12 protein-coding genes are annotated in these 12,848 nt (G+C 60.0%); 11 read left to right on the top strand and 1 reads right to left on the bottom strand.

The window, feature by feature from the left end:
* Positions 1–41: 41 nt before the first annotated feature.
* From ACIK7D_RS15690 to ACIK7D_RS15645, 10 genes are all read left to right on the top strand, one after another.
* Positions 42–713: a response regulator gene (locus ACIK7D_RS15690; RefSeq protein ID WP_400156750.1), complete on the top strand. Its 672-nt coding sequence runs from the start codon at positions 42–44 to the stop codon at positions 711–713.
* Entirely contained in the window at positions 710–2,134 is a 1,425-nt protein-coding gene (locus ACIK7D_RS15685) for a sensor histidine kinase (RefSeq protein ID WP_400156749.1), read from the top strand. Before ACIK7D_RS15690 ends, ACIK7D_RS15685 begins: the two co-directional genes overlap by 4 nt.
* 60 nt (positions 2,135–2,194) lie before the next feature.
* Positions 2,195–3,190, top strand: coding sequence for a Bug family tripartite tricarboxylate transporter substrate binding protein (locus ACIK7D_RS15680; protein ID WP_400156748.1), 996 nt, complete (start codon positions 2,195–2,197; stop codon positions 3,188–3,190).
* 14 nt (positions 3,191–3,204) lie between these two features.
* Complete coding sequence (locus ACIK7D_RS15675; RefSeq protein WP_400156747.1) at positions 3,205–3,639, top strand: tripartite tricarboxylate transporter TctB family protein; 435 nt, start codon at positions 3,205–3,207, stop codon at positions 3,637–3,639.
* Complete coding sequence (locus tag ACIK7D_RS15670) at positions 3,639–5,168, top strand: tripartite tricarboxylate transporter permease (protein WP_080854349.1); 1,530 nt, start codon at positions 3,639–3,641, stop codon at positions 5,166–5,168. The genes ACIK7D_RS15675 and ACIK7D_RS15670 overlap by 1 nt, the downstream gene beginning before the upstream one ends.
* Before the next feature lie 5 nt (positions 5,169–5,173).
* Positions 5,174–6,085, top strand: coding sequence for a methylisocitrate lyase (prpB, locus tag ACIK7D_RS15665; protein ID WP_400156746.1), 912 nt, complete (start codon positions 5,174–5,176; stop codon positions 6,083–6,085).
* Positions 6,086–6,300: 215 nt separating this feature from the next.
* On the top strand, positions 6,301–7,272 hold the full coding sequence (locus ACIK7D_RS15660; protein ID WP_400156745.1) for a Bug family tripartite tricarboxylate transporter substrate binding protein: 972 nt from the start codon (positions 6,301–6,303) through the stop codon (positions 7,270–7,272).
* A 53-nt stretch (positions 7,273–7,325) separates the two neighbouring features.
* Entirely contained in the window at positions 7,326–7,799 is a 474-nt protein-coding gene (locus tag ACIK7D_RS15655) for a tripartite tricarboxylate transporter TctB family protein (RefSeq protein WP_400156744.1), read from the top strand.
* 7 nt (positions 7,800–7,806) lie between these two features.
* Positions 7,807–9,306, top strand: coding sequence for a tripartite tricarboxylate transporter permease (locus ACIK7D_RS15650; protein WP_003520634.1), 1,500 nt, complete (start codon positions 7,807–7,809; stop codon positions 9,304–9,306).
* 93 nt (positions 9,307–9,399) lie between these two features.
* A complete protein-coding gene (locus ACIK7D_RS15645; protein WP_262532820.1) occupies positions 9,400–10,278 on the top strand; it encodes a GntR family transcriptional regulator in 879 nt (292 codons plus the stop codon).
* A 6-nt stretch (positions 10,279–10,284) separates the two neighbouring features.
* On the opposite strand, the gene ACIK7D_RS15640 is transcribed toward ACIK7D_RS15645, so the two are convergent.
* Positions 10,285–11,349, bottom strand: coding sequence for a lactonase family protein (locus ACIK7D_RS15640; RefSeq protein ID WP_400156743.1), 1,065 nt, complete (start codon positions 11,347–11,349; stop codon positions 10,285–10,287).
* Between the two features lie 140 nt (positions 11,350–11,489).
* Between ACIK7D_RS15640 and ACIK7D_RS15635 the strand changes: the two genes are divergently transcribed.
* Entirely contained in the window at positions 11,490–12,836 is a 1,347-nt protein-coding gene (locus ACIK7D_RS15635) for an MFS transporter (protein WP_400156742.1), read from the top strand.
* Positions 12,837–12,848 lie beyond the last annotated feature (12 nt).

Genomic DNA, 12,848 nt, shown 5'->3' with positions numbered 1-12,848 from the left:
GCCGAAGCTGGTCATGATGCCATGTAAGCGGAGGTTTACATTTGAAACTACTGCTGGTCGAAGACGATGCGGAGCTGGCACAGTGGCTGATAAAGGCGCTGAAGCAGCGCTACGAGTTCATGATCGACTGGGCAGATGACGGAACGGCTGCCGACCAGCGGCTTCGCCAGGAGGAGTTCGACGCCGTCATTCTGGACCTGGGGCTGCCGAAGATGGGCGGACGCGCCGTTCTCTCCGCTATGAGAGTACGCGGCGACAATACTCCGGCTCTCATCCTGACCGCTCAAGATACCCTCAGCGAACGAATAGGCACGCTTCACGAAGGCGCGGATGATTTTCTGGCCAAGCCGTTCGCGATCGAGGAACTGGAGGCTCGGCTGGTAGCGCTGGTGCGCCGAGCCCATGGGCGCAATGTGGGCACCTTTTCCTGCGGTGGCCTTACCTATTATTCGGCCGAGCAGCGCTTCACCCTGTGTGGCGATCCGCTCGACCTGACGCCTCGTGAGCACTCGCTCCTTCGTATCCTCGTGCAACATGCGGGCGAACCCATGTCGAAGCAGAAGATTGTCGACCGGATGTTCTCCTATGATGCCGATATCCAACTGGAGGCAATCGAGGTCATCGCGCATCGATTGCGGAAGAAGCTTTCGAACTCGGTTCAGATCAGAACAGTGCGCGGACTGGGATACGTGCTCGAAGCGGGCGCGGCATGAGCAGCGCTGGAAGGTCCGGCAAGCCCGGACGTCCGCTCGCCCTCACGCTCGGTCTCTGGATTGTGCCGGCAATCATTCTGGCAATGGCGTCCACGCTTTGGTTCAGTGCGACGACCGTTCAGGAAATGGCCGATAGCGCCTATGATCGATCGCTTGCGGGGGCAGTCAGGGCGATCGATGCAAACATTTCCACGGAAAGCGGGGGTATCGGGGTTGAGCTTCCTTACAATCTCTTCGAGTTCTTCCAGCTGACGGCGCAGGGGAAGGTCTATTTCAACGTGTCCACGAGCGACGGCCTCGTCCAGATCGGCGATGTCCTCCTGCCAGAAACCCCGAACCTCCTGCCGGGGGAGCTTCGCTTCCATGACGGCGACTATTTCGGCGAGGCAATACGCGTCGGAGCACTCAGCCGGCCGCTCGATCCCGTTAAGCCGGACGGGACACAGATCACCATTCAGGTGGCCGAGACGAAACTGTCGCGCACCATGTTCCAGAATGAGTTGATCTTCCGTGCCATCCTTCGTGACGTTCTCGTCGTGGTGGTTCTGGGAATGCTTATCGGCATCGGCGTCTTCATGGCGCTGAAACCGCTCAACAGGCTGCGGGAGGCGATCGATGCCCGCGAACCCGACGATCTAAGGCCGCTCGAGATCGCCGATCTACCAAAGGAGGTTCGCCCGGCCGTGGAGGCGATGAATCGGCTGATGGAGAGGAATGTCGAGCAGGCGGAACAGCAACGGCGGTTCCTGGACGATGCCTCGCACCAGCTCAGGACCCCGATGACGATCTTGCGAACCCAGATCGACTACGCGCTGCACCAGGCAAACCCCGATGAAATCCGCATGACGTTGAAGTCGTCGAAGGACGTCCTGGATCGTTCGATCCGAACGACGAACCAGCTTCTCGCGCTCGCCAAGGCCCGGACCTCCCAGGGTACGGAAACATATCCGCAGGTTTCCCTGAACGTTGCCGAGACGGTAGCCGAGAGCGTCAGGATGCTGTGGCCCCGAATCCGCAGCCGTCGCATGGACTGCGCGATAGACGCCCACGACGATGGACTGGTCATCCGCGCCAATGAGGGGCTTCTTCAGGAAGCGATGATGAACGTTCTCGACAATGCGGTCAAATATTCGCCCGAGGGCAGCCTGGTGACGATGAAGCTCCTGCGCGACGATGGATGGGTTGTTGTGGACATCATGGACGAAGGTCCGGGCATGGAGGAGGACGAACTGGCCCATGCGGGAACACGCTTCCGCAGCGGACATCGGGCAGCAAGCGGCAGCGGGTTGGGGCTGGCCATTGCGCTGACCGTCGCCCGCGCCAGCGGTGGTTCGCTGCAGGTCCGGAATAGAAAGGACCGGACTGGCCTTGTGGTTTCCATTCACCTGCCTCTGGCGACTGAAAGCCAGTTGAAAGCTTGAGAGCGATATACGGGGTGCTTCGCAGATAGGAGGTCTGCGTTACTTTCTGGAGGAACATCAATGACGTTCGCATTTCGCGCCGCTCTCGGCGCCGCCCTTTCCCTTACAGCATTTTCGATTTCTTCGACGATTGCTCATGCCGACCCCAAGAATCCCGAATGCATCGCTCCTGCCCAGCCCGGCGCCGGCTTTGACATTACCTGCAAGCTTGCGCAGGCGACGCTTCAGCAATCGGGTGCGGTGAAGTCCCCCATACGCGTTTCCTATATGCCTGGCGGTATCGGTGCGGTCGCCTATAACGCCATCGTCGGACAGCGCCGTGCGGAGCCGAATGTCATCGTGGCCTTTTCCGCCGGATCGCTTCTGAATCTCGCCCAGGGCAAATTTGGCGCATATTCCGAAAAAGACGTCCGCTGGGTTGCAAGCGTCGGCACCGACTACGGTGCGGTCGTCGTCCAGGAAAGCAGCGAGTACAAGTCGCTGACGGACCTGATGGCAGCGATCAAGAAGGATCCGAAGTCCGTCATCATTGGAGCCGGCGGCACCATCGGCAGCCAGGACTGGATGAAAGCCGCGATGGCCGCCCGCGCGGCAGGTATCGATTACAAAGCCATGCGTTTTGTTGCTTTCGAGGGCGGCGGAGACTGTGCGACCGCCCTTCAGGGTGGACATGTCCATATCTGCATGAACGACGTCGGCGACAGCCAGGCGGCAATCGATGGCGGCGCGCCGCTGAAGTTGCTCGCAATCTTCTCGGAGCAGCGCCTTCCCGGCAAGCTTTCGCCGGTGCCCACTGCCATCGAGCAGGGATTCGACATCAAGTGGCCGATCGTGCGCGGCTTCTATGTCGGCCCTGAGGTCACCGAGGCGGACTACCGGTGGTGGGCCGATGCCTTCGCCAAGGCCATGCAGTCTCCCGATTACGCCGCCGAGCTTCAGAAGCGCAACCTGTTTCCTCTTCCGATGACGGGCGAAGCAACGAAGACTTTCGTTGAGAAGCAGGTGGCTGCCTACAAGGAGCTTGCCGCCGACTTCGGCCTCGCGACGACCAAATAAGGGCCTGAACAATGATGACCGACCGTCTTCTGGGAGCGACCGCAATTGCGGTCGCAGCGATCATGCTCATGTTCGGATACGGGTTGCAGGCACCCTTTGCTTATGAACCGGTTGGACCCCGCGCATTTCCGATCATCGCGGCAGCGATGATCGGGCTCTGTGGTGTCATCCTGCTTCTGAAGCCGGGTAAATCCGCCGCCGAGCCGGCGGGACCCATCGCTGCCATCGCCGCCCTGTCTGGCTGTCTTGCCGGATATGCCCTTCTCTTCCAATCGCTTGGTTTCGTGATCGCGACCACGATCTTCATGATCCCGATTGCGATGATCTTCGGAGCCAAATGGTGGCAGGGCGCGCTGACGGGCGTTGTGCTGGCCGTTTCGTCGTATTTGCTCTTCGACCAGCTTCTGGAGGTTGTTCTTCCTGCTGGTCCATTCGGAGGCATCGTCTGATGGATACTTTCAACTATCTCATGCATGGATTTGGGGTTGCTCTTTCGCCTGCCAACCTCCTTCTTGCCGCCCTTGGCGCCGTCGTCGGGACGATGGTTGGCGTTCTTCCCGGCTTGGGTCCAATCAACGCTGTCGCGATGCTTGTGCCGGTGGTATTTGCCCTCGGATTGCCTCCGGAGGGGTCGCTGATCCTGATGGCGGCGATCTATATCGGCTCGGAATATGGAGGCCGGATCAGCGCCATCCTGTTGAACGTGCCCGGCGAAGCTTCGGCGGTGATGACTGCTCTGGAGGGGTATCCGCTTGCGCGCCAGGGGAAAGCCGGGATCGCGCTCTCCCTCTCGGCCTGGACCTCCTTTGTCGGCTCGGCAATCGCGACTTTGGGCATCGTGGTTGCCGCTCCAATTCTTGCGACATGGGCACTGGCATTCGGACCGGTCGAATATGTCGCCCTCATGGTATTCGCTTTCGCCTGCCTGACGGGCCTTCTTACCGATCAGCCGGTGAAGGCGATGCTTGCGATTGGGCTGGGCCTCGCGATCTCCACGATCGGCATCGATGCCAACTCCGGGGTCTATCGCTACACCTTCGGCTCGCCAAATCTGGTCGATGGTGTCCAGTTCGCCACTGTCGTCATTGGTCTGTTCGCGATCAGTGAGTTGCTGATCATGCTCGACACCATGCACGGGGGCATGACCGTTCGTATCGAGCAATTGGGTCGCTCGCTCTTCAATCGGGCCGAGATGCGTTTCACCAATATGGCTGCGCTTCGCGGATCGCTGATCGGGTTCTTCGTGGGCATTCTGCCGGGTGCCGGAGGTACGGTCGCTTCCGCACTTGCCTATACGACAGAAAAGCGCGTGGTTGAAAAGAACGATCCCGAGGGCAGCCGTTTCGGTCAGGGCGACATGCGCGGCCTCGCATCCGTTGAGGCAGCCAACAACAGCGCTTCCAATTCCAATTTCATTCCCATGCTCACGCTTGGCATCCCCAGTTCCGGTACGACGGCGATCATGCTTGGCGTTCTGACGCTTTATAACCTGACACCGGGCCCGGCGCTTTTCCGTTCGCAGCCTGACCTGGTCTGGGGCCTTATCGCTTCGCTCTTCATCGGCAACTTCATCCTTCTGGCGATCAACATTCCGCTCGTCGGTGTTTTCGCCAGGATGCTTTCGGTTCCGGCCTGGGTACTCGTGCCGTTCATCGTCGTCGTCAGCGCGATTGGTGTCTATTCGGGCAAGTCCACGACTTTTGACCTTGTGCTGATGGTGGCCCTCGGGGTTGGTGGGTATGTTCTGCGCCGTCTCGGCGTGCCGATGGCGCCGCTCATCCTCGGTCTCGTGCTCGGCAAGATACTGGAGCAAAGCCTGCGGCGGGCCCTGTCTCTTTCTGCCGGAGACGTCGCCATCCTCTGGTCGAGCCCGATTTCCGTCACCCTGTGGGGGATGGCCGCCGCTGTTCTTCTCGTTCCGCTGCTTTTGCCCAGACTCGCGAAGTGGCGGCAGAAAACATCTCTCCAGATGGATTGATCAGAATGAATTATCTCGTGCCTACGGATCAGGATCTAACGTCGGCAGGCGAAAGGTTGCGCCTCCTTTTGCGCGCGCCTGACATCGTCAGAATGCCAGGCGCGCACAATGGCCTTGCGGCTCTCCAGGCAAAAAAGGCGGGCTTCAAGGCGCTGTATCTGTCTGGAGCGGCGATGAGCGCCTCCATGGGGCTCCCCGATCTTGGCATCCTTACGCTGGAGGACGTGCTGTTCTTCACACGCCAGATCGTCAGGGCTTCGGGTCTTCCGCTGCTGGTCGACGGCGATACCGGCTTTGGTGAGGTCCTGAATGTCATGAACACGATGCATCGTCTCGAAGAGGTCGGCGCGGCGGCCATCCAGATCGAAGATCAGGTGCTGCCGAAGAAATGCGGTCACCTGAACGACAAGAAGCTCGCCACCCCTGCGGACATGGCCGCAAAGATTGCGGCGGCGGCCCGGGCCCGACGGTCTCTCGTGATCGTCGCACGGACGGACGCAGTGGCCGATGAAGGAATGGAACGGGCGATCGACCGCGCTCGTCTATATGTGAAGGCCGGAGCGGACGCCATCTTTCCTGAGGCTCTGACGACCGAAGCCATGTTCGCCGAGTTCGCAGCCGCTATGGACGGCGTTCCTCTTCTGGCCAATATGACGGAATTCGGTCGCTCTCCCCCCATGACGGCCGAAGCGCTGCAGGCGCTCGGCTACCGAATGGTTATCTGGCCAGTCTCGTCGCTCCGGGTCGCCAACAAGGCGCAGCAGGAACTTTATGCCGAGCTTGCCCGCCAGGGAGCCGTGACGGATGCCATCCACAGGATGCAGACCCGCGCCGAACTCTACGATCTGATCGACCTTGCAGGTTATGAAGCGCTTGACGCCAGCATCGTTGCAAGCAGCCTTCCGCAGGCGCAGTAGGCTCAGAAGCGTCACGCGGGCGCCAGATAAGCAAGCATCGAAACAAGCGGGCAAGGAAATGAGCCGTGACTGACCTTTCGCGCGGACCCAGTCGGCTGCGATCGATCGCTTCACAAAGAAGCACGCAATACCCATTTACTTTTATAATTATATAATGCAGTTTCTCCACGTCATACCCATGGAGGTGGGTTCACGCGATAAGGAGGATCGTCGCAATGCTTCATCTCAGAAAATTTCTCGTGGCTGCAACGGTCGCCGCCACTGCCGCGATGTCGGGAACGAGTGCCACAATGGCTGAGGGCCTCGAGTTCACCATCACCGCTCCGGCCGGCGCCGGCGGCGGGTGGGACTCGGCATCCCGCTCACTCCAGGAAGTCATGATGGCCACGGGGGCCGCAAAGAGCGTGCAGGTCGTCAACGTTCCGGGAGCCGGCGGCACGGTCGGGCTGGCGCAGTTCGTGGGGTCGGCAAAGGGCAGTCCCAAGCAGCTCCTCGTCGCGGGCATTACCCTTGTCGGCGCCAGCATATCGAACAAGTCGCCCGTGGACCTTACGCAGGTCACGCCGGTCGCCCGCTTGACAGGCGATCCGCTCGTCATCGTCGTTCCCAAGGACTCCCCGATCCAAACCATGGATGACCTGCTCAAGGCCATCAAGACTGACGTTGCCAAGGCCATCTGGGTCGGTGGGTCCGCCGGGGGCGCGGACCACATCCTTGCTGCGCTGGTCACGAAAGCCGCTGGCGAAGATCCTGCGAAGATCAACTACGTTGCTTATTCCGGTGGCGGTGAATCTCTGGCGGCCATGCTTGGCGGGCAGGCGACGGCAGGCGTTTCCGGTTACGGGGAATGGGAAGGCCAGATCAAATCCGGCGATCTCCGCGCTCTGGCTATCTCCTATCCCGAGCCTATTGAAGGAATCGAGGCCAAGCCGCTGAAAGCGCAGGGCCTTGATATCGAACTCGTCAACTGGCGCGGAGTTTTCGCCGGTCCCGGGGTCGAGGGCGCTGACCTTGAGGCTATCAAGACTGCCGTAGAGAAGACGGTGAAATCCGAACAGTGGCAGGCCGTTCTCAAGACGCGCGGCTGGACCGACTATTACGCGTCATCAGACGAATTCAAGACGTTCATCGGCTCGGAGACCGAGCGAGTGCACGGCATTCTGAAGTCTATCGGCCTCGCCGACTGATTTCTCCCAAGACCGGGATGCCCCGTCTGCGGCATCCCGGCGACGAGGAAACAATGACCAGCAAATCAGCTTTTATCCACAACCGCCCCGCGGCGGTCATCGCCATCGTGCTTTTCGCTATCGCCGCCGTGACTTACTGGGACGCAAGCCGAATGGTCGTACGGGCCACATACGGAATGAGCGCCACCGCGGCTTCATATTTCGTTGCGATCCTGTTTGCAATTCTGGCGGCCGGCCATTTGATCAGCGCGTTCAAACCGAATGATGTTGAGAACGAGGAAGTCGACTGGCAGGCCGTCGGTTGGATCGGTCTTGCCCTGTCGGGACTGATCGCGTCCATCTGGGCAGGGGGCGGGTTCATTCTGGGATCGACGCTGCTTTTCGCCTTCACGGCGCGCGCCTTCGGCCGCAAGGCATTCGTCACCGATATTTGTCTTGGGGCGATCCTCGGCATCATCATCTTCCTTCTTTTCAACAAGCTTCTGACGCTCGCGTTGCCCATGGGGCCGCTTGAGCGGCTGCTCTGAGGTCGCCATGGACACCCTCATCTATCTTTTTCAGGGCTTCGCCATTGCCATCGATCCCGCGAACCTCATCTACGCGGCAATCGGGGTCATCATAGGCACGGCGGTCGGCGTGCTTCCCGGTATAGGCCCGGCGCTGACGGTTGCGCTTCTGCTTCCCGTCACTTTCAAACTCGATCCCGGCGGCTCCATCATTATGTTTGCGGGCATCTATTATGGCGGGATGTACGGTGGTTCGACGACCGCGATCCTTCTGAATACGCCCGGGGAAAGCGCGTCAGTGGTGACCGCGCTCGAAGGCAACCAGATGGCGCGCAGGGGAAGGGGCGGTCCGGCGCTCGCCACGGCTGCAATCGGATCCTTCGTCGCGGCCCTGATCGCAACGGTCGGCCTCGCATTCCTTGCGCCCGTCCTCGTTAAAGTCGCGGTCAAGTTTGGCCCGTGGGACTATTTCGGCCTCATGCTGATTGCGTTCGTCACTGTTTCGGCGACGTTCGGATCGTCGCCGCTACGTGGTCTGACGAGCTTGGCGTTTGGCCTCTGGCTCGGTCTTATGGGCATCGACCAGCTTACGGGCCAGGCACGTCTGACCTTCGGCGTTCCTGAACTTCTCGACGGGGTTGAGGTAACGACGCTCGCGGTCGGTTTGTTCGCCATAGGCGAAGCCCTGATCGTGGCTTCCCGGCATCTCTACAAGCCGGAAAAACCGATCCCGGTGAAGGGATCGATCTGGATGACGAAGGAGGACTGGAGCCGGTCGTGGAAGCCCTGGCTGCGCGGAACCTTCATCGGTTTCCCCATCGGCGCGCTGCCGGCAGGCGGCGCAGAAATCCCGACATTCCTCAGCTACAACATCGAAAGGAAGCTATCCCGCAAACCCGAGGAATTCGGCGAAGGCGCGATTGAGGGCGTTGCGGGGCCCGAAGCGGCGAACAATGCCTCCGCGGCAGGAACGCTCGTGCCGTTGCTCACGCTTGGCCTGCCTACGTCCGCGACGGCGGCCGTGATGCTTGCGGGATTCCAGCAATATAACATTCAACCAGGACCGCTCCTTTTCGCTCAGCACGCCGATCTCGTGTGGGGTCTCGTTGCGAGCCTGTTCATCGCCAACGTGATGCTGCTGGTGCTTAATTTACCGCTGGTTGGCCTTTGGGTCAGACTGCTGAAAATCCCGCTTCCATGGCTTTACGCCGGAATTCTGGTCTTCGCGTCAATGGGAACGATTGCGGCGAATCCATCCGTTGTCGAACTGCTCCTGCTGACCGGATTCGGTGTCGTCGGATTCCTCATGCGGCGTTTCGACTATCCGATCGCCCCTGCCGTCGTTGGCCTTATCCTTGGCCCTCTTGCCGACAGTGCATTGCGTCGCTCGCTTCAGATGAGCCTCGGTGATCCGATTGTCTTCTTACAACATCCGAGTTCGGCCATCATGATCGGGATCGCGGTCGTTGCTCTTGTCGCACCCTTCATCTTCCGCGGACTGTCACGTTTCCAGCAGGACGAGGATTGATTGGTGACCGGCGACCCATCGCGCTATGGTAACATGGCGCGATGTTCCGTAAGAGGACATCGCGACCATGCGATGAACAGGACAGGGCGGCGGATGGCTAGGAAAAGCCTGGTACCACAGATCAGCAGCAACATCGTCGAGTATGTGCAGACGAACCGCATGCAACAGGGCCAGCACCTGCCATTGCAGCTGCTGGCTGATACGTTCCGGGTTTCGCGTGCGCCGATCCTGAGCGCTCTCCAGAAACTCGAAGGAGATGGTATCGTCCGGGCCGAGCCAAACAGGGGCTACTTCCTTGCCGTCGACGCTGAAAATATCGCGCTTGAAACCGCCAACGACGACGCGGCGGGCGACGAGGCAATCTACTTCCGTATGGCCGAAGACCGTCTGTCGGGCAAGCTTGAAGAGCGCGTCAGCGAAAACGAGTTGATGCGCTTCTACGATGTCCCCAGAACCCGTCTCCTGAAAGTTCTGCACCGCATCGCTGACGAAGGCTGGATCGAGCGACTGCCGGGGAATGGGTGGGCGTTCCGTCAGGCTCTGACGTCCAGACAGAGTTACGAGGATGGATATGCGTTCCGGGCCGTGATCGAGCAGCAGGCGATGCTGTTGCCGACGTTCGAGCCCGACGTCGAGGGCTTGAAGCGCGCCCGCGAGGTCCAGACCGCCTTGCGCGACGGCGGCTTCGAGACCTGGTCGCGTGCCGATATCTTCAAGGCCAACAACGAGTTCCATGAGATGCTCGTCGCATGCTCCCGCAACGAGTTCTTCCTCGACTCCATCAAGCGGATCAACAGGCTTCGCCGCCTCATCGAATATCACATCACCATCGACCGCAGCCGCCTGCCGAAGCAGACGGCGGAACATCTCCATATCCTCGATCTCGTCGAGGACGGGCGACGAAACGAGGCTGCGGCGTTTCTATTCACCCACATCATGGGCGCGAGCCGCATCAAGACTCCGAAGGTCTGACGTCCATCAGTCCAGCGCCTTGAAGACGATGCAGACAGGGCTCCCGACCGAGAGCACCTCATCCCTCGCAGACAGGCGACCGGTCATTGCGTCTATGTCGAACGCGGTCACGGTGTCCGAATCCTCGTTTGCCGCGAGGAGGACGCCGTTTGGAAGGATTGTGAAAAATCTCGGTGTCTTTCCGCCGGTCGCCCAATGTCCGGCAAGACGCATGTGGCCGGAGCGGTCCAGTTCGAAGACCACGATGGTGTCGCTGCCGCGATTGCTGGCATAGACGAACCGTCCGTCGCCCGATACCGCGATTTCGGCAGCGCGGCTGTTTCCGGTGAAGGTGTCGGGAAGGGTCGAGAGTATCTGGAAGGGCGAGAGGCGTCCGTTGTCGGGATCGAAACGGTACGCGGTGACAGTTGAGTCGAGCTCGTTGACAACATAGGCGAGGCGGCCGTTGGAGTGGAACGCGATGTGTCTGGGACCCGAGGTTTCCCGCGTGGCGCAGGCGCTCGCTTTCCGCAAGGTTCCGCTCACCGCGTCGATCTCGTAGATGAGGACGGTGTCGGCACCCTTGTCCGGCACCGCGATCCACCGGCCACTCGGATCGAATTTCACCTGATGAGGCTTGGGCATGGCCTGCTCGACGCGATGCGGGCCGATTTCCCCGGTAACTGCGGCAAGGTCACAGACCTCGCCCAGAGATCCGTTCTCAAGGCGCGGAAGAAGGACGATGGACGACGTAACGTGATTTGCGATGACGAGGTATCGGTTCGTCGGGTCAAAGGAGAGATCGACCGGATTGCGTCCCCGTGTCGATTGCGTTCCCAGTGGCGTCAGCTTGCCCGTCGACCGTTCGATCGCGAATGACGTCACCCGATCCGAGTCGCCGTGGACGGTGTGCAGGAACTGGCCGGTTCGATCGAATGCTAGGAAGGACGGGTTTTCCATCTCGAGGAGCTGAAGGTGTTCCCACTGCATGCCGTTGCGAAGACGGTACACATTGAGGCCGTTGCCGCGCGCGTTGCGTTGCCGCGTTGTTCGCGCGCCGACATAAACGACCAGGTCGCCGCGATTTTCCATTTCTCAGGTCTCCTCCGTATGGCCCAGCACTTGTGATAAACCGGTCCTTTAAAAATCTCAATTGCATTTTATAATTATAATATGTAAACAAGGGTCATGCCTTGGGAGGCAAGCGACATAAATACCTTTGGGAGGGAGCCATGACGCTCACCGATACGAGCACGCTCGAGAAGACGACCACGCGTAAAGTCTTCTGGAGAATCGTGCCCTACTGTTTCATCCTCTATGTCATTTCCTATCTGGATCGCGCCAATCTCGGATACGCGGCCCTCGAGATGAACAAGGACCTTGCCCTTTCCGCCGAAGCTTTCGGCTTTGCAGGGGGAATCTTCTTCATCGGCTATTTCCTGTTCGAGGTTCCGAGCAACGTCGCGCTCCAGAAATACGGTTCGCGCATCTGGATTTCGCGTATTCTGCTCACCTGGGGTGCGGTTGCGGTCCTGACGGGCTTCGTTCAGGAGGCCTGGCAGCTCTATACACTCCGCTTCCTCCTCGGCGTCGCGGAAGCAGGCTTCTTCCCCGGTATCATCATCTATCTCACCTACTGGTTCCGCGCCAAGGAACAGGCAACGACGGTGGCTTTCTTCACCGCCGCTATCCCGGCTTCCTATCTGTTCGGCGCGCCGCTCAGCACCTGGATCATGGACAACGTGAACTGGTTCGGACATGCGGGCTGGCGCTGGATGCTGGTGCTCGAAGGGTTGCCCGCGATCCTGGCCGGCGTCTTCAACTACTTTTACATGACAGATCGCCCGGAGAAGGCGAAGTGGTTGACCGAGGACGAGCGCAACTGGCTGGTCGGTGAGCTTGCCCAAGACCATAACAAACGCAAGAACGTCCAGCATCTTGGGCTGTGGGCGGCGATCTCCAACCCGAAAGTGCTTTTTCTGTCAGCGATCTATTTCATCTATCAGGTCGGCAATCTTGGGATCGGTCTCTGGATGCCCCAGATCATCCAGAGCTTCGGCAAGTCCCTAACGCACACCCAGATCGGCCTCGTCGCCATGATTCCTTATGCGATCGCCACGATCGCGATGGTCCTGTGGTCCAGGAGTTCCGACCGCATGGGCGAACGACAAAAGCACAGTGCCGTACCGCTCCTGATCGGCGGATTCGCGCTGGCCGCTACAGGCCTGACACACGATCCCTATGTCGCGATTGGCCTGATCTCGGTGGCTCTCGCAGGCATCTATGCGTTCAAATCGCCGTTCTGGTCGTTGCCGGGCCTCTTCCTGTCACGTTCGACGGCGGCGGTGTCGATTGCGGCGATCAACTCGATCGGCAACCTCGGTGGGTTCGTCGGACCCTACGCGATGGGTTGGGCTAAAACGGCGACAGGCAGCCCCCTCGGCGGCCTTTTGTTTCTGGCGGTGCTTCTCGTGATCTCGTTCTTCATGACATGGTTCATGCGCTTCCCGGCTCCCGACGCCGATGACAGTCCGACCGGACAGTTCCACGCCGGCCGCACGTCCTCCCGCAAAGCCTGAATGGAAAAACAG

The organism is Agrobacterium sp. P15N1-A, assembly GCF_044626815.1.
GTDB lineage: Bacteria > Pseudomonadota > Alphaproteobacteria > Rhizobiales > Rhizobiaceae > Agrobacterium > Agrobacterium leguminum.
This window is presented reverse-complemented; position numbering and strand designations above follow the sequence as displayed.